We start from the raw sequence: 21,052 nt of genomic DNA, 5'->3' as shown, positions 1-21,052 counted from the left end.
CAGCGCCGCCCGGCAGGCGAAGATGCCTGTCGCGCGGCGAGAGCTTGAGAGGGAACGAGAATGGTTGAGATCTTCTACGACGACGACGCGGACCTGTCGATCATCCAGGGACGCAAGGTCGCCGTCATCGGGTACGGCAGCCAGGGCCACGCCCACGCGCTGTCGCTGCGGGACTCGGGCGTCGACGTCCGGATCGGTCTGAAGGAGGGCTCGAAGAGCCGGGCCAAGGCCGAGGAGCAGGGCCTGCGGGTCATGACTCCCGCCGAGGCGGCCGCTGAGGCCGACGTGATCATGATCCTCGCGCCGGACACCGCGCAGCGCTTCATCTACGCCGAGTCGATCGCCCCGAACCTGACCGCCGGCAAGGCGCTCTTCTTCGGCCACGGCTTCAACATCCGCTACGGCCTGATCACCCCGCCGTCGGACGTGGACGTGGCGATGGTCGCCCCGAAGGGCCCCGGCCACCTGGTGCGCCGCCAGTACGTCGACGGCAAGGGCGTGCCGTGTCTCATCGCGATCGAGCAGGACGCCACCGGCGGCGCGCAGGCGCTGGCGCTGTCGTACGCCAAGGCGATCGGCGGTTCGCGGGCCGGTGTCATCAAGACCACGTTCAAGGAGGAGACCGAGACCGACCTGTTCGGTGAGCAGGCCGTGCTCTGCGGTGGTGCCTCCGCGCTGGTCCAGGCCGGGTTCGAGGTGCTGACCGAGGCGGGGTACACCCCCGAGGTGGCGTACTTCGAGTGCCTGCACGAGCTGAAGCTGATCGTCGACCTCATGTACGAGGGCGGCATCGCCCGCATGCGCTACAGCGTCTCCGACACCGCCGAGTACGGCGACGTCACCCGCGGCCCGCGCGTCATCGACAGCCGGGTCAAGGAGGAGATGAAGCGCATCCTGGGCGAGATCCAGAACGGCGAGTTCGCCCGCGAGTGGGTCGCCGAGGACGACAACGGCCGCCCCAACTTCACCAAGCTCCAGGAGCAGGGTGCGGTGCACCCGATCGAGGAGACCGGCGCCAAGCTGCGGGCCATGATGAGCTGGGTCGACCGGCCGATCACCGAGACCGCCTGAGCACTTCCCCCCATAGAGCAGCCGGACCGCGGACAACGGTGGTCGGGCCATACCGGGCCGCGCCCGAGGCGATCCCTCGGCGCGGCCCGGCTACTTTCGCGTTCGGGCGTGATCCGGACTGAGCTGGACAAACGTGAGGACGGTCACGGGCCGCCTTCGGCGTGCGAACCCATGTCAAGCCCGTAACATCGCCGGGGTAGGCCCCGAACGCAATGCGGCGGTTCCGGGCATCAGTCATCCAACTCTCAGTCGTGAGGCAAGCTGTGACTCCCGTCGTTCTCATTGCCGAAGAACTCGCTCCCGCCGCGCTCGACGTGCTGGCGTACGACTTCGACGTACGCCACGTCGACGGCACGGACCGGGCGGCACTGCTTGCCGCGCTGGCCGAAGCCGACGCCGTGATCGTGCGGAGCGCCACCAAGATCGACGCCGAGGCGATCGCCGCCGCGCCGAAGCTCAAGGTCGTCGCCCGCGCCGGTGTCGGCCTGGACAACGTCGAGGTGCCCGCCGCCACCGCGCGCGGTGTCATGGTCGTGAACGCGCCGACCTCGAACATCGTCTCCGCCGCCGAGCAGGCCCTGGCGCTGCTGCTGGCCGTGGCCCGCAACACCGCGTCGGCGTCGGCCGCGCTGAAGAACGGCGAGTGGAAGCGCTCGAAGTACACCGGTGTCGAGCTGCAGGGCAAGACGGTCGGCGTGGTCGGCCTCGGCCGTATCGGCGTGCTGTTCGCCCAGCGCATCGCCGCCTTCGGCACCCGCCTCATCGCGTACGACCCGTACGTGCAGCCGGCCCGCGCCGCCCAGCTCGGCGTGCGCCTGGTCGGGCTGGAGGAGCTGCTGCGGGAGAGCGACTTCATCTCGATCCACCTGCCGAAGACCCCGGAGACGGTGGGTCTGATCGGCGCCAAGGAGCTCCAGCTCGTCAAGCCCGAGGTGCGCATCATCAACGCCGCGCGCGGCGGCCTGATCGACGAGGAGGCGCTCGCCGAGGCACTGGCCGACGGGCGCGTCGCCGGTGCCGGCATCGACGTGTACCTCAAGGAGCCGTGCACCACCTCGCCGCTGTTCGCCTTCGACAACGTCGTGGCCACCCCGCACCTGGGCGCCTCGACCCACGAGGCGCAGGACAAGGCCGGTCTGGCCGTGGCCAAGAGCGTCAAGCTGGCGCTGCAGGGCGAGTTCGTGCCCGACGCGGTCAACGTGCAGGCCGGTGGCGTGGTCGCCGAGGAGGTGCGGCCGCTGCTGCCGCTGGCCGAGAAGCTCGGCAAGGTCTTCACCGCGGTCGCGGGCGGTGTGGCCGCCAGCATCACCGTCGACGTGCGCGGCGAGATCGTCGAGCAGCACGACGTGTCGGTGCTGAAGCTGGCCGCCAGCAAGGGCCTGTTCAGCTCGATCGTCGAGGAGCAGGTCACCTACGTCAACGCGCCGCTGATCGCGGCCGACCGGGGCGTGGAGATCAACCTGGTCACCAACCCCGAGGTCAACGAGCACAAGAACCTGGTCACGGTGCGCGGCGCGCTCACCGACGGCCGTACCGTCAGCGTCGCGGGCGCGGTGGTGACGCACGGCGTGCGCGAGCAGCTCAAGCTCACCGAGCTGGACGGCTTCGACCTGGAGCTGGACGCCGAGGGCAACCTGCTGTTCTTCCGCTACTCGGACCGCCCCGGCGTGGTCGGCGCGGTCGGCACCGTGCTCGGCGCCGTCGGCGTGAACATCGCGGCGATGCAGGTGGCCCGACGCGAGGCCGGCGGCGAGGCGCTGATGACGCTGACCGTCGACTCGCCGGTCCCCGCCGACCTGCTGCAGCGCGCGGCGGAGAACATCGGCGCGGCCTCGGTCAGCGCCGTGGACCTCACCGAGGAGTAAGCGACCGCTTGCGTAGCGTTGCGTCCGCTCGGTAGCCTGCAGGGGTCCACAGCGGACGCTCGCGACGCGGGCACGGGTGGACGGATCTTCGGGTGATCCGGTCCGCACGGACGCGACGCATCACAGCAATCAACGATCGGCCCGGTCAGGACTGTTTGCCGCAGTCCCGACCGGGCCGGTCGCTTGTGCTCCGATGCCGCCGCGCGAACGCCGCGAATGCGACATGATGACGAAATGCACTCCCGAATCGACGTAGGCTCGGACGACCCGAACCGTGCCGACCTCGACGCGGCCGAACCGGGCCGCGACGCCCCGGCGCACATCGAACCGGGCTGCGACGCCCCGGCGCACATCGAACCGCGCAAGCCCTCGGCCGCGCAGGTCGCGCTGCAGCGCCGCCTGGCCGACTCGCGCCGCGGCGTCGACATCTACCTGCTGCTGCTGCTCGCGGCGGTGCTCGTCTTCGCGATGCTGGTCGCCGGGCAGCCCAGCTGGACGTTCGGCGCGGCGGTCGTCGGCGGCCTGGTGACGGTGCTGGTGGCTTTCGGCGCGTTCCTCGTGGCCAACGGCGCCGACTTCCGACTGCGCCGCGACCTCGTGCCGCAACGGTTGGCGCTGTCCGCCACCGGGGAGACGGTGCCGGCGGAGTTGCGAGCCCTCCCGTGGCGCTCACCTCGCGCCATGATCGGCGCCTTCCTGCCCCTGGTGTACGTCGGCACGCTGATCTGGCGACTGCGGGTCGAGCAGGCCCACCTGGACGCCGTCCTGCCGGGCGACCACGTCGGCTGGAAGGACCTGCTCGCCTGGGCGCTGCTGATCGGGCTGATCCTGCTCGTCCCCGCCGGGATCCTGCTCGTCGTCTACCGGCGGTACCAGCCCGGCAGCGGCCACGTGCTGGCGCGCGTCGACGCGGGCGGCATCTGGCTGCGGGCCATGCGGGTCACCATCCCGTGGCACGAGATCGTCAGCATCGGCCTGCGCCTGGACGACCGGCCCGAGACCGGGCTGCTGGTCGAGGTCGCCGACCCGGAGGCGATCGTGGCCCGCAGCTCGTACCGCGGCCTGCGTCGCCGCTACGCCCTGTGGACCCTGCGTGGTGGCGACCGCAACATCATGATCGACGAGTTCTGGCTGGCCGAACCGGTGGACGCGGCCTTGGCCTCGGCTCGGGCGTACCACCGCGAGACCTGGGCCGACACCGACGCCGACGGCGCCGAACCCGTCCAGCGCGCCGAACTCACCGGCTGGGTCTTCTGACCGACCGGCCGAACGCCCCCCCGCCGGGGCAGCAGCGACTTGACGATTGCTTCACCATGGCGGGCATGTCCGATCCAATGCCCGAGTGGCCCGCCCTGGCCGAGCGGCTGCGCTCGCGTCGCCTCCTGACCGACGCGGCTCTGTGGCTCACCCTGGTGTCGGCCCTGACAGCGGCATTCGTGGAGATCCGTTATCCAGACGACAGCCTCAGCCCGGTCTCGAAATCGCTGACCGAAGGCGCGTCCATGCTGCTGTTGCTGCTGTCGGCCGGGCTGTACGCCTGGGAGTTCCGCGGCCGCCACGCCGCCGTCGCGGTGCGCCTCAGGCATGCGCTGGCCCGACCCGATGCCGCCGCGCGGTCGGTGGAGTTGGGCGCCGCCCGTTTCCGCTCGCCCCGCGCGATGATGCTGGTGCTGGTGCTGCCGGTGTACCTGGCGCTGCGCAATGACGCGTACGAGAATCCGTTCGACGTGGCGGTGACCGTCGCGATCGGGCTCCTGCTTCTCGACTTCGGCTGGCTCTCGGCCTGGCTGCACGGCACGTTCCGCCGCGGACCGGCGGTCCGGGTCGACGAGTCCGGGTTGTGGATCGCCGCCCTGAAGGCGACCGTCACCTGGCCGGAGATTTCCGAGATCGGCTTCGTCGCGCCGGGGGCGCCGAGGCGGCCGTTCTGGTCGAAGAACCTGTCGGAGCCGAGCGGGCCGCCCGAAATCGGGCTGGCGATCCGGCTGAGCGACCCCGGCCACACCCTCGGGCGCCTCGGCCTCGGGCTGCTCAACTGGCGCCTGGCCCGCCAGGTCCGCCAAGGCGCCGACTGGCTGGTGCTGCGCGAGTCGCTGCTGACCGGACCGGTCGACGACGCGGTCGCGGCGGCGCTGGCATATCACACGGGGCGGCAGGCGCCGGTGCTGCTGACGCCGCCCGGCTGGGGAGGCGGACCCGGTCCGTTCGGGGGAACGCGGCTCGTCCTGCCGAATCCGCTGCCGCCGCGCTGATCCGTGGCAGTCTGCTGGGATGAGTGAATCGTCGTCGGCGGAGATCGTCATCGCCCCCGTCGGGCTGGAGCACCTGCGGCAGGTGCTGGACCTGGGCTACCGGGTGTTCGACACCTCGGTGAAGCCCTACACCTCGTGGTCGCTGACCGCTGTCGCCGAGCACCTGGACAGCGGCGACAGCGCCTGCTGGGTGGCGCTGGACGGCGAGACCGTGGTCGGCTTCGTGCTCGGCTCGCAGACGTTCGAGCTGCGCGACGACTGGGGCTACCTGGAGTGGATCGCGGTGGACCCGGCATACCAGGGCCGGGGCATCGCCGGTCGGCTGGTGAACGCCTGCTGCGAGGCCCTGTTCGCGGGCGGCGCCAGCCGCGTCGTCACCGACGTCGAGAGCTCGAACAACGCCTCGGCCACCCTGATGTCGCGCAACGGCTTCGCCCCCGCCGTCACGGTCACCCTGTTCGTCCGCAGCAGCCAACCCGACGCCGAACCCACCCGCAACATCCCCGGCGCCTCCAAACGCCACCTCATCCGCAGCGGCCGCCTGGTCGGCGACCACCGCCCCGCAGGCTGAACCCCGTCGATCATGAACTTATGGCACGGTTCGTCGGCGTGTCAGTGGCACAGCTTCCTGATCAACGTGCTGATGGCGAGCATTGGTGTCCGCATGTTGGTACGGGTGTACCGTGGGGTGGGAAACTGGCTTAACGTTCGGTAGAACAGTCGGCATGGGTGCCGGTGTGGGTGAGAGGCGAGCGGGAATGCGCATTGCGGTCGTGGCCGGAGACGGGATCGGCACCGAGGTGGTCGCGGAGGGCCTCAAGGTGCTCGACGCGGTCCTGCCGGGTGTGGAGACCACCGCCTACGACCTGGGCGCGGCACGCTACCACCGCACCGGCGAGGTGTTCCCCGACTCCGTGCGGGACGAACTGGCCCAGCACGACGCGATCCTGCTCGGCGCCGTCGGCGACCCGAGCGTGCCGCCGGGTGTGCTGGAGCGGGGCCTGCTGCTGAAGCTGCGCTTCGACTTCGACCAGTACGTCAACCTGCGCCCGTCGCGGCTGTGGCCGAACACCAGCGGCCCGCTGGCCGGCGTCAAGCCCGGCGAGATCGACTTCGTGGTGGTCCGCGAGGGCACCGAGGGGCTGTACGCGGGCGCCGGTGGCGGCATGCACCGGGGCACCCCGCACGAGATCGCCACCGAGGAGAGCCTGAACACCCGCCACGGCGTGGAGCGGGTCATCCGCGACGCGTTCGAGCGCGCGGGCAAGCGCCCCCGTCGCAAGGTCACCATGGTCCACAAGACCAACGTGCTGACCCACGCGGGCGGTCTGTGGGCGCGCACGTTCGCGCAGGTGGCGGCCGAGTTCCCGGACATCACCACCGAATACCAGCACGTCGACGCGGCCGCCATGTTCATGGTCACCAACCCGCAGCGCTACGACGTGGTCGTCACCGACAACCTGTTCGGCGACATCCTCACCGACATCGCGGCGGCCGTGACCGGCGGCATCGGCCTGGCCGCGAGCGGCTGCATCAACCCGACCCGCGCCTTCCCGTCCATGTTCGAGCCGGTGCACGGCTCCGCACCGGACATCGCGGGCCAGGCCAAGGCCGACCCCGTCGCGGCGATTCTGTCGGTGGCGCTGTGCCTGGACCACCTGGGCTACGCCGACGAGGCACTCAAGATCGAAGAAGCGGTTTCGACCGAACTGTCCGGCCGTACGCCCGGACAGGCGATCCGCACGGCCGAGGTCGGCGACCGAGTATCCGTACTCGTAGCATGACCGCACGGCCGCGAGAATGACACGTTCGCCCGGTCCGTGAGGTGGCCGGGCGATGTGCTTTCTGCCTGGGACACCGCACGGGCTGGGGTTTAACGAGCGTTAGAGGTAAGTTTTCCCCGGACCCCTGACGATGGAGGGCAGCGCGCATGAGCGGCGGTGGCACGATCGACTTCGAGATCCGTCCGAGTTCGCAACCGGTATCGGCCACTGAGCGAGAGGCGCTCCTGGCCAACCCGGGCTTCGGCCGGATCTTCACCGACCACATGGTCACCATTCGGTACGCCGAGGGCAAGGGCTGGTACGACGCCCGGGTCGAGGCGCGAGCCCCGATCCCGATGGACCCGGCGACCGCCGTACTGCACTACGCCCAGGAGATCTTCGAAGGCCTGAAGGCGTATCACCGGGCCGACGGCAAGATCGGCCTGTTCCGCCCCGAGGCCAACGCGGCCCGGTTCGTCGAGTCGGCGCACCGCATGGCGATGGCGCCGCTGCCGACCGAACTGTTCCTCGGCTCGATCCGACAGCTGATCGACATCGACCGCGCCTGGGTGCCGACCAGCACCGAGGGCAGCCTCTACCTGCGCCCGTTCCAGTACGCCAGCGAGGCGTTCCTCGGCGTGCGCCCGGCCCGCGAGTACCTCTATGTGCTGATCGCCTCGCCGGTCGGCCCGTACTTCGCCGGCGGGGTCAAGCCGGTGACGATCTGGGTGTCGAACGACTACACCCGGGCCGCGCCCGGCGGCACCGGCGCGGCCAAGTGCGGCGGCAACTACGCCGCCGGTCTGGCCGCCCAGGCCGAGGCGGCCGAGCACGGCTGCGACCAGGTCGTTTACCTGGACGCGGCGGAGCGCAGGTACATCGACGAGCTCGGCGGCATGAACGTGTTCCTGGTCCGCAAGGACGGCACCATGATCACTCCGCCGCTGAACGGCGCCATCCTGCCCGGCATCACCCGCGACTCGGTCATCACGCTGGCCAAGGAGCAGGGCTACTCGGTCGAGGAGCGTCCGGTCTCGATCGACGAGTGGCGCGACGGCGCCCGCAGCGGCGAGATCGTCGAGGCGTTCGCCTGCGGCACCGCCGCCGTGCTGACCCCGATCGGCACCGTCCGCGGCACCGAGGGCGACTTCCTGATGGGCGACGGCACAGCAGGCCAGGTGGCGACCGCCCTGCGCGCACACCTCGTCGACATCCAGTTCGGCCGCCGCCCCGACCCCCACGGCTGGACCACCACCGTCTAGAAGTAAGGAAGGGCCCCTTCTCATCGCTTTGCGAGGTAGCAGGGGCCCTTCTTGACACCTGCGCCCAGCGGCGTAGGCGACGTGTCGCTGTCCGGCGATCGGAGCTGCGCGTGCGGGGCGGTGGGGTGGTGGTCGGCGGGGGACTTGGCTGTGGCCATACCAGATCAAGAGCCGGCGGCGGGCGTCGTCCCCAAGCCACCGGTTGTCCACCGACGGAGCCTGCGGCGGCTGGCCTGGAACGCCACAACATCCTCGGCCGCGTCGGCGTGCAGGTGCTGCACTTCGTGCCCTCGTTCGTGGCGCGGCGGCCGGACGAGGTGCGCCGCATCGTGGTCGAGGCCGCCGCGCGTCGGGCCGGTGTCGAGGTGGATGTACGCGTCCTGCCCTGAACTCTCGCCTCCGCTCCCGCCCGCTCCCGCTCCCGCCCGCTCCCGCTCCCGCCCGCTCCCGCTCCCGCCCGATCCCGCGCACTCGGCGCGGGAGCGTTTGGAGTTAAGAAGGGGCCCTTCTTCTACGGAAAGCGATAAGAAGGGGCCCTTCCTTACCAGCGGCGCGGCGCGTCAGCGCACCGGGCGGTGGGTGCTGGCGGGCCGGTTACCGCTCGGGCGGGAGCCGCCGGGGCGGGCGCCGTACGGGCGCGTGCCCGCCCACCGGGCCGCTGACGATCGTATGACCCCGAATTGGGACTCGACGTGTGCCAGGGCCCGTTCTACGTTGTCAGTTGCCATGTCGGACCTCCTCGATACCCCGACCGTCGACCGCGCTGCTGGGCGGTCGCTCGGTGCTGCCTGTCGCGGGGTGGTGGCGAGGGATGGTTCCGGTGTGGACGTTCAGCCGGCGCGTCGCAGTGCGGCCTGCATGGTCGGCGGGCGACCGATGCGCGGGGGCGGGGCGAGCCGCCGCCGTGCGGTGAGGGGCAGGTCCAGGAACGACGCGTCCAGACTGACCAACGAGCGGACCAGCGCCTGCTGCAGTTCCTCGGCGTCGGGCAGGTGCCAGTTCACCTGTGCGGGTGACACCTGCCAGCGCACGGGCCCTTCGGGCAGCACGGTCGGCGGGGCCGGGATCCACGAGCCGTGGCTGTGGCGCAGCACGTCGACCCGGTGGTCGAGTTCGGGCGCGAATGCCGCGCCGGGCTTCATGAGGAACATCCAGCGGCCGGTGGCGGTGACCGCTACCGGGCCGCGTACGCGGCCGGCAGTGCTGGCGGCGCCGGGCCCGGTGGGTGGCCCGCAGACGGCGCTGGCGCCCAGCAGCGCGGGGACTTCGAGCACGTCGAAGGTGTGCCCGGTGGGCAGCAGCACCGCGTGCGGATGCTGGCACCACCACTCGTCGAGCTGTGCGGTGAACGTACTGGACTGCGTCTCCCAGTCGGTCAGCAGCGGGTGGCAGCTGGTGGCCAGACAGGTGGCCCGGTCACAGGCCATGCGACGGCCGTTGAAGTACCCGCCCGGGGTCACCGCCCAGCCGTGGGCGGCGAACCGCAGCGCCGCACGGCGCAGCCGGTGCCGGAGCAGGTTCCTGGCGAACGGTCCGTGTCGCCACCGCATGGTGTCCGACCTCCTCTTCCGGGGTACGGCTGAAACAGGAAAGAGATCGACATCTCTCTTACCCGTATCTGTGGTCGCAGGCGCTCGTTACATCGACATCGGTCCAGTAAGCAAACGTCTCGATGCATTTTCTAACTGCAACTTGCAACAGAAGATACGAGTGACGGTACGGACGAGGGCGCACAGCCTGTGCGACTCGTTTCCCACACCCGATGAGGGGAGGGTTGTGACGTGGACGAGCTGCCCATAGGCCGGCGGGTGTCGTACTGGCGCAACCGCCGCAAGATGTCGCAGCAGGTCTTCGCCGACCGGCTGGGCAAGTCCAAGAGCTGGGTGGACAAGGTGGAGCGCGGCGTGCGCCGGCTCGACAAGTTCTCCGTCGTGTACGAGATCGCCGACGTGCTCCAGTTGGACGTGCAGCTACTGCTCGGTAAGGACCCGGAGCGGCGCCCCGACAGTGTGAACTGCATAGACCAGATCGAGGTCGCCGAGATCCGGTCCGCACTGGAGCGTTACGACCAGATCAGCGCCTTCTTCTACGCCCCGCCGGAGCCGCCGCCCATCGCCGAGATGCGCAAGGCCGCCCAGCACGCGTGGCAGACCTGGGAGCACGGCCGCTACGGCGTGCTGGCGCGGGCGCTGCCGAAGCTGCTGCGCGACGCCCAGGCCGCCGACACCGCGTACGCGGGCAGCGACGACACCCGCGACGCCGCGCACCTGCTCGGGCAGGTGTACCAGATCGCCTCCTCGGTGCTGCGCAAGCTCGGCGAGCTGGACCTGGCCTGGCTGGCCGCCGACCGCTCCATCGCGGTGTCCCAACGCGCCGGGGACCAGCTGCTGGCGGGCGTGGCCACCACCCGGGTCGCCAACGCGCTGCGGGCGCTGGGCCGCCACCGCTCCGCGCTGGAGGTCAACGTCAACATCGCCAACCGGTTGTGTCCGGCCGGCGGCGACGAGACCGCCGACGACCGCCTCTCCGTGTACGGCTTCCTGCTGCTGCAGGGCGCCATGGCCGCCTCCTGCACCGGCGACAGCGCCACCATGCGCGACCTGCTCACCGGCGCCCAGGACGCGGCCAAGGGCCTCGGCGGCGACCGCAACCACTACTGGACCAGTTTCGGCCCCACCAACGTGGAGGTGCACCGGGCCGCGGCAGCGGTCGAGCTGGGCGAGGGCGGCATGGCGGTGGCCATCCACTCCGCGCTGGACCCGGCCGCGTTCAACGCGATGCTGCCCGAACGCCGGGCGCACCACTACCTGGACATGGCCCGCGGCTACACCCAGATCGGTGACGTGGAGAAGGCGGGCGAGATGCTGCTGGAGGGCGACCTGCTCGCCCCGGCCGAGATACGCTGCCGTCCGATCGCGCACGAGGTGCTCAGCGACGTGCTGCGGCGGACCCGGGGCACCCCGACGGCCGCGCTGGCGGAGCTGGCCGAGCAGATGGGTGTGGGTGTCTAGATGACCGAGGAGCCGGCGTCGACCGACGAGCGGCCGCGGCCGGTGCTGTATGTGCTGGTCTGCGGCTCGCCCGTGGCCCGCGACGTCGGCAGGCTCGTCGATCTCGCCCAGCGGCGCGGCTATGACGTGTGTGTGGTGGCCACACCCGACGGGCGCAAGTTCCTCGACATCCCGGCGCTGGCCGCGCAGACGGGTCACCCGGTGCGCACCAACTACAAGAACCCCGGCGACCCCGACGTGCTGCCGCCGCCGGACGCGCTGGTGGTCGCCCCGGCGACGGTGAACACGGTGAACAAGTGGGCCGCCGGGATCGCCGACACGCTCCCGCTCGGCCTGCTCATCGAGGGGTACGGCAAGGGCCTGCCGATCGTGGCGTTCCCGTACACCAACGAGGCGATGGCCCGGCACCCGATGTTCCAGGAGAACCTGACCCGGCTGCGGAGCTGGGGCGTGCGCGTGCTCTACGGCGACGAGGTGGTGGCCCTGCCCGAGCCGGGCAACGGCGACGCGTTCCGCCACGAGTTCCCGTGGGAGCTGGCCCTGCGCGCCGTCGACGAGCGGCTGTCCCAAGCAGGAGTACGGGTGGGGGCCTGAACGGCCGAGCCGTTTAGGCTGTGCGGGTGAGCTGGACTGTCGCCTCGTTCGCGCGATTGCTCGATGAAGAGTTCCCGCCCAGCTGGGCCGAGCCCTGGGACCGCGTCGGCCTGGTGGTCGGCCGCCCCGAACACCCCGTGACGCGGGTGCTGGCCGTGGTCGACGTGCTGCCCGAGACCGTCGCGCAGGCACTGGACCTGGGCGCTGACATGATCATCGCGCACCATCCACTGCTGCTGTCGGGGGTCTCCTCGGTCGCCGCCGTCGACTACCAGGGCCGGGCGATCCACGACCTGGTCGAGAACCGGGTCGCCCTGTTCGTCGCGCACACCAACGCCGACGTGGCCAACCCCGGGGTCAGCGACGCGCTCGCCACCCGGCTCGGCCTGACCGACCTGCGCCCGCTGCGCCCGACCGAGGACGGCCGCGGCTCCGGCCGCATCGGCCGGATCAACCCGATGACGCTGGGCGAGTTCGCGCACCTGGCCGCCGCGGCGCTGCCGGTGGCGAGCTGGGGGGTACGCGTCAGCGGCGACCCCAACCGCCCCGTGACCACGGTCGCCGTCTGCGGCGGCTCGGGCGACAGCTTCATCCCCGACGCGATCGCGGCGGGCGTCGACGTGTACCTCACCGCTGACCTCAAGCACCACCGCGTCTCCGAGCAGCTGGCCGAGGGCGGTCCCGCGCTGGTCGACGCCGGCCACTACGCCACCGAGGCGCCCTGGCTGACACCCCTGGCCGCCTGGCTGCGTACGCGGACCGGACTTGAGATCATCGTCTCCGACGCGAACACCGATCCGTTCCGGTTCCACGCCTGCGCCACACTTGACCCTGCCACCTGAGCACGGGCGAGCACAGCAGAGCTGATCAAGAGAAGGAGTGCCGAATGAAGGCCGACCCGAAGGACCAGCAGCGGCTGCTCGACCTGCAGGCGATCGACACCACCCTGCAGCAGCTGGCGCACCGCCGCAGGACGCTGCCCGAGCTCGCCGAACTCGACGCGTTGACCAAGGTCGTCAGCCGGCTGGAGGACGAGCGGGTCCGCGCCGAGGTCGACGTCGACGACCTGGACCGCGACATCACCAAGCTGGAGCGCGAGGTCGACACCGTCCGGCAGCGCCGCGCCAAGGACCAGCAGCGCCTCGACGACGGCCGCCTGCCCGCCCGCGAGCTGAGCGCGCTGGAGCACGAGATCGCCTCGTTGAACCGGCGCCAGTCCGAGCTCGAGGACGCCGAACTGGAGCTGATGGAGAAGCGCGAGACGGCCCAGTCGGCGCTCGACGAGGTGGACCGGCGCATCGGCGCCGCCCGGGACACCCGCATCGCCACCGAGCAGCGCCGCGACCAGACCGTGGCGGAGATCGACAAGGAGGCGCAGTGGAAGCAGACCGCCCGCGGTCCGCTGGCCGCCGACCTTCCGACCGAACTGGTCCAGTTGTACGACAAGATCCGTGAGACCTCCGGCGGCCTCGGTGCCGCCCTGGTGCAGCACGGCCGCTGCGGCGGCTGCCGCCTGGAGCTGTTCGGCGCCGACCGCAACCGGGTCAAGTCGGCCGCGCCCGACGAGGTCGTGCGCTGCGAGGAGTGCCGTCGGATCATGGTGCGTACCGCCGAATCGGGCCTGTGACCATGCGGGTCGTGGTCGAGGCCGACGGGGGCGCTCGCGGCAACCCCGGCCCGGCCGGATACGGCGCGGTGGTGCGGGACGCGGCCAGCGGCCAGGTGCTGGCCGAGCGGGCCGCCGCGATCGGTGTCGCGACCAACAACGTCGCCGAGTACCGGGGGCTCATCGCCGGGCTGGAGGCCGCCGCCGAGCTGGGCGCGACCCTGGTCGAGGTGCGGATGGACTCCAAGCTGGTGGTCGAGCAGATGTCGGGCCGCTGGCAGATCAAACACCAGGGGCTGCGGCCGCTGGCGGCACAGGCGGCGGCGCTGGTGCGCAAGTTCGACCAGGTGACCTACGGCTGGATCCCGCGTGAGCGCAACCGGGCCGCCGACGCCCTGGCCAACGCGGCCATGGACGCCGCCGCGGCCGGTGGCGCCGTCATCGAGCACGACGCCGCGGTCGCCACGGCCGTCGCGGTGACCGAACCCAAGCAGGACTGGGCGCCGCGCACCGCCCCGGCCACCAGGCTGATCCTGGTGCGGCACGGGGAGACCCCGCTGACCGCGCAGAAGCGCTACTCCGGCCGGGGCGACGTGCCGCTGTCCGAGCGCGGCGAGCTGCAGGCGGCCGCCACCGCGCGCCGCGTCGCGGGGCTGGGCCCGGACCGGGTCATCTGCTCGCCGCTGAAGCGCTGCAAGGCGACCGCCCGCGCCATCGCCAAGGCGGCGGGCGGGGTGCCGGTGGAGGTCGAACCCGAGCTGATCGAGTGCGATTTCGGGGCGTGGGAGGGGCTCACCTTCGGCGAAGTGCGCGACCAGTACGCGGCCGAACTGTCGGCCTGGCTGGCCTCCACCTCGGTCGCCCCGCCCGGTGGGGAGTCGTTCCAGAAGGTGGCCAAGCGGGTCCGGGGCGTGGTCGGGCGGCTGCAGACGCAGTACGAGGGCAGCACCCTGGCCGTCGTCTCGCACGTGTCACCGATCAAGCTGATCCTGCGGGACGCCCTGGCCGCCTCGGACGCGTTCCTGCACCGACTGCTGCTCGACCCGGCCGGAGTGTCCATTGTGGACACCTGGCCCGACGGCGGCGTCTCGGTCCGCGTCGTCAACGACACCGCCCACCTCGCGGACCTCTGAACCCCGCTCCGCCCCTCCGCCGACCGTCCGCGCGCCATCGCGCTCCGCGGGTTGGGAAGGGACCATTCCACATCGGATAATGGGCAGAAGTGCTGCGTCGCCTCGCCGACGCGAGACGACGCAGGTGCCCTTCCCTAACTCGCGGGCCTGGGGTTAGGCGAGGGCGAAGCGGACGAGGCGTTTGGCGGGGTCGGCGGTGGTGAGCCGCACCGTCACCCGGTCGCCCGCGGTGAGTTCGCCGTCGCAGCGGGCGCGGACGGCGGGCTCGTCGAGGGCGACGGTGCCGCCGGGCTTGCCGTGGTTGGTGTCCAGCACGGCGGCGGGGAACGTCTCGCCGATACGGTCGGCGAGCACGACCGCCTCGACCAGGTCGATCGCGCCCCGCTCGGCGGCCGAGGCGACGGTCCCGGTGCCGATCATGATGCCCGGGAGCTGCGGCAGCGCCTCGGCGGCCCAGGCGGGCACGTCCCGGCCCTCGTGCAGGGCCAGGCACACCTCGGTCGCGTACCGGTCGGCCAGCCGTCGCAGCGGGGCGGTGACATGGGCGTACGTCGAAGCCACCGCCGCGTGCGCGGGCTCGGCGGGCAGTTCACCGGCGAACGGCGTGTACCCGGCGCCGCGTAGCAGCTCGGCGGCCTCGTCGATGAACGCGGCGGCCTTCGGGTCGGCGCAGTCGAGCCTGGCGATGACCTGCCCCACGGTCATGCCGTCGGGCCAGTCGATGCCCAGGCCCTGCCCGGCCAGGCGCAGCCGGGCCACGGCGTGCGGGTCGGGGGCGGGCATGGTGCGCAGCAGGCCGATCCGGCCCTTGAGCATGATCTCGGCGGCGGCCCGGCCGGTGAGCAGCGAGATCTGTGCGTTCCACTCCTCGCTGGGCAGCGGCGCGCGCAGGCTGAGCCGCCAACCCCGGCCGTCGGGCTCGATCTCCTGCTCCGGCATGGGCAGGTTGATGGCGCCGCGTTCCAGCGCCCGTGCGATCAGCAGTTTGCCCAGCTCGGGCAGCAGCGCGATCGGCTCGGCGAGCTTCCCGGCGTCGGCATCGGACTGTACGCCGTCGTAGGCGAGCTTGGCCCGGCTGCGGACCCGGGCCCGTTGCAGGGTCACGGTTTCGGTGTCCCCGTCGGCGCTGACGTCGATCGTCCACACCACCGCGGCCCGCTCCACCTCGGGCAGCAGGCTGACCGTGCCCTCGCTGAGCACCGTGGGGTGCAGCGGCACCTTGCCGTCGGGCAGGTACACCGTCTGCCCGCGCTTCCACGTCTCGGCCTCCAGCGCGCTGCCCGGTGGCACGTATGCCGCGACGTCGGCGATGGCGTAGTGCACCCGGTAGCCGCCACCGTCGCGGCGCCGCAGGCACACGGCCTGGTCCAGGTCGCGGGACGAGGCCGGGTCGACCGTCACGAACGGGATGTCGGTGCGGTCGACGCCCGGCAGCGGCACCTCGCGGGCGGCCTGCTCGGCCTGCGCCTGCGCCGCGGGCGGGAACCCGTCGGGCAGGTCCAGCTCACGGCGCAGGGAGGTGAAGTCGATGGCCTGGGTGGTCAGGCGGCGGTGTGCCATTGGTCATTCTTATCAGCAGCTGACCTTCGGCGGCACCGGCCGGCTGGTCACCCGAATCAGCGCATGCTCTTGCGAGCAGGCGTTCTGCGGGCTGTCGACTTGGCGACCACGGACTTCATCGCGGTCTTGCGTACGGTCGTCTTACGGGCGGGAGCGGTCTTCCTCGCCGCCATGGCCGTCTTCTTGGCCGGGGTGGTCTTGCGGGCGGTGGCCGCCTTCTTCATGGGCGTGGCCTTGCGGGCCGCCATGGTCTTCTTGGCCGTGGTCTTCTTGGCCGCGGCCTTCTTCACGGTCGCGGTGACCCGTTTGGCCGCGGTGCTCTTGCGGGCGGCCGAGGTCGTCTTGCGAGCCGCGGTGGTCTTCTTGGCGGCCGTGGTCTTCTTCGCAGTGGTCTTCTTGGCGGTGGTCTTCTTGGCGGTGGTGGTCTTCTTCGCCGGAGACGTCTTCCTGGCCGCGGTCGTCTTCTTCGCCGCGATCGTCTTCTTCGCCACGGTCGTCTTCTTTGCCGGCGACGTCTTCTTCGCGGTCGCCTTCCTGGCCGGCGACGTCTTCTTCGCGACGGCGGCCTTCTTCAGCGGCGTGGTCTTCTTGGCGGCGGCGGTCTTCTTCGCCGTGGTCTTGCGGGCCGTCGTGGTCTTGCGGGCCGTCGTGCTCTTGATCGCCATGGCCTTCTTCGCCGTCGCCTTCTTAGCCGGTGCGGTCTTCTTCACGGCCGCGGTCAACTTCTTCGCGGTGGTCTTCGCCGCCGCCGCGGTGGTCTTCCGGGCCGCCGTGGTCTTCTTGGCAGTGGTCTTCGTTGCCGCGGTGGCTTTCTTCGCGGCGGTGGTCTTCTTGGCGGCGGTGGTCTTCTTCACCGCGGTCTTCTTCGCCGGAGACGTCTTCTTGGCGGTCGCGGTCGCGGTCTTCTTCGCCGCAACCGGCCGACTCGGCGCCTTCTTGGCGGCCGCCTTCGTGGCAGCGGCCTTCTTCGCAGGGGCCTTCTTCGCTGCGGCCTTGGCTACGGCCATCGCTCCTCCTCACGGGTATGTCCTGCCGGACATGCCTCCGGCGGAACCGCGAACAGCGGTGTCCGGCCTCTCCGGCGAACGTGGTTCACCGGTGCGAATCCCGCGCACTGCTGCTCCAGACATCACTGTGCGCCGCAAAAGGCCCATGTGTGAGCGAAATCCATAAAATAGTGAAAGCGATCCGCAGTCGCGCAAGCACTCCACAGTGCACGTATCGCACCATCCCTTACGGCACCGCCTGTTGGGGCCTCCCCCGGCACACCGCCGCCTCGCCGGTAAGGAAGCACACCTTCTTTATCGCTTCGCGTAGAAGAAGGTGCCCTTCCAAACGTTGTTCGGCGGCGCGGGACGACGTGGATGGTGCGGGCTGGTCAGATTGATGGGGCGACGGTTTCGGCGAGCCGGACCAGGATGTCCCGCTGCGACCGCGTCTCCGGCGAGGGCAGGCCGCGTGCCTCGGTGAGGCGGGCCATCGCCTGCTGTGCCGACAGGCCCAGGTGGATCAGGACACCACCGGCGAGCAGTCCGGACCGGCCGATCCCGGCCCAGCAGTGCGCCACCACGTACGCCCCGGCGGTGACGTCGGCGGCCAGGCGGGCGGTGAGGGCCAGGTAGGGCGCGAACTCGGGGACGTCGTGGTCGCCGATGGGGAAGTGCTCGAACCGCATCCCGGCCCGACGCACCGCGTGGGCCTCGCCGAGCAGCCCCAGCAGCTCCAACTCATCCTCGGACAGGGCGCAGACCACGACGTCGACGCCGTGCGCCGCGCGCAGCTGGGCCAGGTCGGCGTCGAGCTGCACGTTGCGCCCCGGCCGGGGCATCATCGCGACGCGGCCGGGGGTGTGGTGCACGACGTACGGTTCGCTGTGCGGCATGGCGCCGATTATGCGTGCGGCGGCCGGTACACGGCACCGTGCGGATCGGCGCAGTGGGCGGCCGCGATCGCGGCCGGGGTGTCGTGCTCGTCGGTGTGGTCGACCTGCAGCGTGGTGTGCGCGATGTGGTGCTCACCGCGCAGCAGCCCCTCCACCTCGCGGCGCACCGCGTGGCAGTCGCCGTGCGGCTGCACCAGGATGTGCGCGGACAGAGCCGGGTAGCCCGAGGTGACCTGCCACACGTGCAGGTCGTGCACCTCGACCACGCCGTTCACGCGGGCCAGCTCGGCGCCCAGCGCGTCGGGGCTGAGCCCGGCGGGTGCCGCCTCCAACAGGATGCGACCCGAGGCGGCGAGCAGTTCCAGGCCCGCCTTGACCATCAGCCCCACCACGACCAACGAGGCGATGCCGTCGGCGCGGTTGAAGCCGGTGGTGAGCACGATCAGGCCAGCGATCGCGGTGGCGATGAAGGCGAACAGGTCGTTGAGGATGTGCTGGAACGCGCCCTCGATGTTGAGGCTGGACCGGTTGGCCCGCGACAGGCACCAGGTGGCGACCAGGTTGACGCCGATGCCCGCGATCGCGGTGATCAGGACCGCGCCACCGCGCACGTCCGGCGGGTGGATGAGCCGTGCGATTGCCTCGTACCCCAGCCAGGCGGCCAGCAGTAGCAGGGTGATGCCGTTGGCCTGGGCGGACAGGATCTCGGCACGCTTGAGCCCGTACGTGTAGCCGCCGCGCGGCGGGCGGGCGGCCAGTCGCATCGCCACCAGGGCCAGCACGATCGCTGCGGCGTCGGTGAGCATGTGCGCGGCGTCGGACAGCAGCGCGAGGGAGTCGGCGAGCAGGCCGATCACGACCTCGACGGCCATGAACCCGAGGATCAGCGCGAGCGCGATGCTCAGCCAGCGCCGGTCGGCGTCAGCCGACACGCCGTGCCCGTGGCTGCCGTGCCCGGGTCCGACGTGGTCACCGTGCCCGGGTCCGGCGTGGTCGGCGTGGTCGGCGTGGTCGTGTCCGGCGCCCATGTCAGGCCACCTCACTGGCGCAGACCGCCGGGTCGATGGCGAGCACCAGGCCGAGCAGGTCGTCGAGGGCGTGGGCCAGGCGGGCGTCGCTCAGCTCGTATCGGCTGCGTCGGCCCTGCGGGCTGGCCACCACCAGGCCGCAGCCGCGCAGGCAGGCCAGGTGGTTGGAGAGGTTGGTGCGGGTGACGCCGAGGCGGTCGGCCAGATCCGTCGGGTATGCCGGGCCCTCGCGCAGGGCCAGCAGCAGGCGGATGCGGGTGGGGTCGGACAGCGCCTGCCCGAAGCGAGCCAGCACCTCCACGTCAGTCGCGGCACCGAGCATGCCCCCGATTCTACAGCCAACGCTGACTTCAGCATCGGCTGAACAGTCTACTTATACTGAACCGATGCCCTCGCCCCTGCTCGAGCGCGCCCTGACCGATCCGCCCCTGCAGCCGCTGCCCGCCATCGCCGCCGATCTGCTGCGTACCCTCGACGCCCCGCCGCGCCTGGCCGCCCACCTGCGCCTGGTCCACGATGTCGCCTGGCGGCTGACCGCGGAACTGACCCGGCGCTGCCCCGCGCTGGCGTACGACCGCGACGCCGTCCTGTTCGGCGCCGCCACCCACGACATCGGCAAGACCACCCACCCCGACGAGCTGGCGGGGCCGGGCCACGAGCACGAGCGGGCCGGGGCGCGGCTGCTGGAGGCGCACGGTGTTCTTCCCGGGCTGGCGCGGTTCGCGGCCTCGCACGCGCACTGGGATCAGGGCAGCACCACCGAGGACCTGCTGGTCAGCGTCGCCGACAAGGTGTGGAAGGGCAAGCGGGTCGCCGACCTGGAACAGCTGCTCGCCGATCGGGTCACCGCTGCCGGGACCGACCGCTGGGAGGCGTTCCTGCTGGTGGACGCGCTGCTGGAACGGATCGCCGCCGGGGCCGACGAGCGCCTGGCCTGGCAGGGGTCGTACCCCCGCTAGGCGACCAGGATCTTCACGACCGCCTCGCCCGCCTCGGCCGCGCGGTGGTAGAAGTCGACCAGCTCGACCGCGTCCTGGGTCAGGTGGCTCGCGCGCTGGTCGTTCCACGGGTTCGGCGAGTAGCCGCGCAGCACCGCCGCCAGCTCCGTGGACCGCCGCGCGATCCACTCCTGCGGGTCGGCGTCGTCCAGGTACGCCGAGACCGCCTCGACCTGTTGCGGCGTCAGCACCCCGACCTCGTCGTCGGACTCGCCGATCAGCCGCCAGTCACCGCCCGACACCACCAGCCCGGCCGGGTCGGCGGCCAGCCCGGTGCTGCCCGCGAACAGCACCTCCAGCAGCAGGTAGTCCTCGGCCACCGCCAGCACCACGCCCTCGGCCACCGCCAGCGGGTAGCCGTCGTCGCCGAAGGTCGGCACCGACTCCCACAGCTCGCGCGGCGACGCCTTCAGCGCGGTCGCGGGGACGCGGTGCCAGTACATGTCCACACCGGTCACGGCTCAGCCCTTCGCCTTGGCGGGCGCCGCCGCCTGCTTGGACCCGCCGCCGCGCGGGGCGGGGATGACGCCGGCGGCCCACTTGTCCAGGTCGAACCGGAACCAGCCGCCCTTGACCGTACGCCCGGTGCCCAGCGCCAGCACGGCGCGGATGCGGGCGGGGTTCTTGTCGTACACCCGCAGCAGTTCGGCCACGTCGGCGGCCGGGACGGTCCAGGTCGCGCTCTGGTGGCCCTCCAGCCGGAACGGCAGCTCCGGCCCGCGCCGACCCTGCCCGCCCAGCATGTGCCGCCCGCGCACGCCCTGCACCTCGAACTCGCAGGTCACCACCTGCACCGCGCCGAGCGCACCGTTGGTGACGGTGGTGGCGATCAGGAACTCCTTGGCGTCCCCGGGCCCGAAGTTGTTCATGTGGTACAGCCGGGCGCTGGGGCGCGCCCCGCCCCGCCGGTACGCCAGGACGGCCACGGCAAGGGCCGCCAGCGCCACCACGGCTGCGGCGAGCGCGGCCATCCGCGCGATCGGATCGGACACAGCGGTGACTATGGCACAGCCGGGGCGGCCGGGAA

General features: G+C 71.5%; 23 protein-coding genes. 15 read left to right on the top strand and 8 right to left on the bottom strand.

Translation table 11 applies throughout. The features are described 5' to 3' along the window. Positions 1-60: 60 nt before the first annotated feature. The 8 genes from ilvC to KUA19_RS43750 all read left to right on the top strand — a co-directional run bounded on the left by ilvC (position 61) and on the right by KUA19_RS43750 (position 8,602). The gene (gene ilvC, locus KUA19_RS01220) at positions 61-1,071 is read left to right on the top strand and encodes a ketol-acid reductoisomerase (RefSeq protein WP_217393965.1); all 1,011 of its coding nucleotides are present in this window, start codon (positions 61-63) and stop codon (positions 1,069-1,071) included. Positions 1,072-1,334: 263 nt separating this feature from the next. Further along, the gene (serA, locus tag KUA19_RS01215) at positions 1,335-2,936 is read left to right on the top strand and encodes a phosphoglycerate dehydrogenase (RefSeq protein ID WP_217393964.1); all 1,602 of its coding nucleotides are present in this window, start codon (positions 1,335-1,337) and stop codon (positions 2,934-2,936) included. A gap of 234 nt (positions 2,937-3,170) precedes the next feature. Then, the gene (locus KUA19_RS01210) at positions 3,171-4,193 is read left to right on the top strand and encodes a hypothetical protein (protein ID WP_217393963.1); all 1,023 of its coding nucleotides are present in this window, start codon (positions 3,171-3,173) and stop codon (positions 4,191-4,193) included. 65 nt (positions 4,194-4,258) lie between these two features. Next, positions 4,259-5,188 carry a hypothetical protein gene (locus tag KUA19_RS01205; RefSeq protein WP_217393962.1) on the top strand — a complete coding sequence of 310 codons (930 nt, stop codon included), beginning with the start codon at positions 4,259-4,261 and terminating at the stop codon, positions 5,186-5,188. Between the two features lie 19 nt (positions 5,189-5,207). Continuing rightward, on the top strand, positions 5,208-5,759 hold the full coding sequence (locus tag KUA19_RS01200; protein ID WP_217393961.1) for a GNAT family N-acetyltransferase: 552 nt from the start codon (positions 5,208-5,210) through the stop codon (positions 5,757-5,759). A 187-nt stretch (positions 5,760-5,946) separates the two neighbouring features. Then, complete coding sequence (locus tag KUA19_RS01195) at positions 5,947-6,972, top strand: 3-isopropylmalate dehydrogenase (RefSeq protein ID WP_217393958.1); 1,026 nt, start codon at positions 5,947-5,949, stop codon at positions 6,970-6,972. A 146-nt stretch (positions 6,973-7,118) separates the two neighbouring features. Continuing rightward, complete coding sequence (locus tag KUA19_RS01190; RefSeq protein WP_217393957.1) at positions 7,119-8,213, top strand: branched-chain amino acid aminotransferase; 1,095 nt, start codon at positions 7,119-7,121, stop codon at positions 8,211-8,213. Positions 8,214-8,479: 266 nt separating this feature from the next. Continuing rightward, positions 8,480-8,602 carry a hypothetical protein gene (locus tag KUA19_RS43750; protein ID WP_302498253.1) on the top strand — a complete coding sequence of 41 codons (123 nt, stop codon included), beginning with the start codon at positions 8,480-8,482 and terminating at the stop codon, positions 8,600-8,602. Positions 8,603-9,043: 441 nt separating this feature from the next. On the opposite strand, the gene KUA19_RS01185 is transcribed toward KUA19_RS43750, so the two are convergent. Further along, a complete protein-coding gene (locus KUA19_RS01185; protein WP_217393955.1) occupies positions 9,044-9,763 on the bottom strand; it encodes a bifunctional DNA primase/polymerase in 720 nt (239 codons plus the stop codon). Between the two features lie 231 nt (positions 9,764-9,994). Between KUA19_RS01185 and KUA19_RS01180 the strand changes: the two genes are divergently transcribed. Genes KUA19_RS01180 through KUA19_RS01160 form a run of 5 tightly spaced genes read left to right on the top strand, consistent with a single transcriptional unit; the run spans position 9,995 to position 14,557 of the window. Next, on the top strand, positions 9,995-11,224 hold the full coding sequence (locus KUA19_RS01180; protein ID WP_217393953.1) for a helix-turn-helix domain-containing protein: 1,230 nt from the start codon (positions 9,995-9,997) through the stop codon (positions 11,222-11,224). Further along, the gene (locus KUA19_RS01175) at positions 11,225-11,818 is read left to right on the top strand and encodes a flavoprotein (RefSeq protein ID WP_217393951.1); all 594 of its coding nucleotides are present in this window, start codon (positions 11,225-11,227) and stop codon (positions 11,816-11,818) included. 26 nt (positions 11,819-11,844) lie between these two features. Then, positions 11,845-12,660 carry a Nif3-like dinuclear metal center hexameric protein gene (locus KUA19_RS01170; protein WP_308167262.1) on the top strand — a complete coding sequence of 272 codons (816 nt, stop codon included), beginning with the start codon at positions 11,845-11,847 and terminating at the stop codon, positions 12,658-12,660. Between the two features lie 44 nt (positions 12,661-12,704). Then, entirely contained in the window at positions 12,705-13,445 is a 741-nt protein-coding gene (locus tag KUA19_RS01165) for a zinc ribbon domain-containing protein (RefSeq protein ID WP_217393948.1), read from the top strand. 2 nt (positions 13,446-13,447) lie between these two features. Next, a complete protein-coding gene (locus KUA19_RS01160) occupies positions 13,448-14,557 on the top strand; it encodes a bifunctional RNase H/acid phosphatase (RefSeq protein WP_217394647.1) in 1,110 nt (369 codons plus the stop codon). 153 nt (positions 14,558-14,710) lie between these two features. On the opposite strand, the gene KUA19_RS01155 is transcribed toward KUA19_RS01160, so the two are convergent. Next, complete coding sequence (locus KUA19_RS01155) at positions 14,711-16,117, bottom strand: RNB domain-containing ribonuclease (protein ID WP_217393947.1); 1,407 nt, start codon at positions 16,115-16,117, stop codon at positions 14,711-14,713. A 56-nt stretch (positions 16,118-16,173) separates the two neighbouring features. After that, a complete protein-coding gene (locus tag KUA19_RS42335) occupies positions 16,174-16,608 on the bottom strand; it encodes a hypothetical protein (RefSeq protein WP_254548386.1) in 435 nt (144 codons plus the stop codon). On the opposite strand from KUA19_RS42335, the gene KUA19_RS42330 reads away from it, so the two are divergent. Continuing rightward, positions 16,538-17,290: a hypothetical protein gene (locus KUA19_RS42330; RefSeq protein WP_254548385.1), complete on the top strand. Its 753-nt coding sequence runs from the start codon at positions 16,538-16,540 to the stop codon at positions 17,288-17,290. The two genes, KUA19_RS42335 and KUA19_RS42330, sit on opposite strands and share 71 nt — an antisense overlap. A 205-nt stretch (positions 17,291-17,495) precedes the next feature. Here KUA19_RS42330 and KUA19_RS01145 read toward each other — a convergent pair whose 3' ends face one another. From KUA19_RS01145 to KUA19_RS01135, 3 genes are read right to left on the bottom strand one after another with little or no spacing between them, the layout of a single operon-like run. Further along, positions 17,496-17,999 (bottom strand): protein-tyrosine phosphatase family protein, encoded by a 504-nt coding sequence (locus tag KUA19_RS01145; protein ID WP_217393946.1) that lies wholly within the window; start codon positions 17,997-17,999, stop codon positions 17,496-17,498. Positions 18,000-18,007: 8 nt separating this feature from the next. Continuing rightward, positions 18,008-19,027, bottom strand: a complete 1,020-nt coding sequence (locus tag KUA19_RS01140; protein WP_217393945.1) for a cation diffusion facilitator family transporter — start codon at positions 19,025-19,027, stop codon at positions 18,008-18,010. Position 19,028: 1 nt separating this feature from the next. Further along, the gene (locus KUA19_RS01135; RefSeq protein ID WP_217393942.1) at positions 19,029-19,349 is read right to left on the bottom strand and encodes an ArsR/SmtB family transcription factor; all 321 of its coding nucleotides are present in this window, start codon (positions 19,347-19,349) and stop codon (positions 19,029-19,031) included. A 64-nt stretch (positions 19,350-19,413) separates the two neighbouring features. On the opposite strand from KUA19_RS01135, the gene KUA19_RS01130 reads away from it, so the two are divergent. After that, a complete protein-coding gene (locus tag KUA19_RS01130; RefSeq protein WP_217393939.1) occupies positions 19,414-19,986 on the top strand; it encodes an HD domain-containing protein in 573 nt (190 codons plus the stop codon). Here the strand turns inward: KUA19_RS01130 and KUA19_RS01125 are convergent. Together KUA19_RS01125 and KUA19_RS01120 are read right to left on the bottom strand one after the other, a co-directional pair. Then, on the bottom strand, positions 19,983-20,483 hold the full coding sequence (locus tag KUA19_RS01125; RefSeq protein ID WP_217393937.1) for a DUF1877 family protein: 501 nt from the start codon (positions 20,481-20,483) through the stop codon (positions 19,983-19,985). The two genes, KUA19_RS01130 and KUA19_RS01125, sit on opposite strands and share 4 nt — an antisense overlap. Positions 20,484-20,486: 3 nt before the next feature. After that, positions 20,487-21,017, bottom strand: a complete 531-nt coding sequence (locus KUA19_RS01120; protein WP_217393934.1) for a hypothetical protein — start codon at positions 21,015-21,017, stop codon at positions 20,487-20,489. Positions 21,018-21,052 lie beyond the last annotated feature (35 nt).

The organism is Catellatospora tritici, from assembly GCF_019083965.1.
In the GTDB taxonomy this organism is placed as follows: Bacteria; Actinomycetota; Actinomycetes; order Mycobacteriales; family Micromonosporaceae; genus Catellatospora; species Catellatospora tritici.
This window is presented reverse-complemented; position numbering and strand designations above follow the sequence as displayed.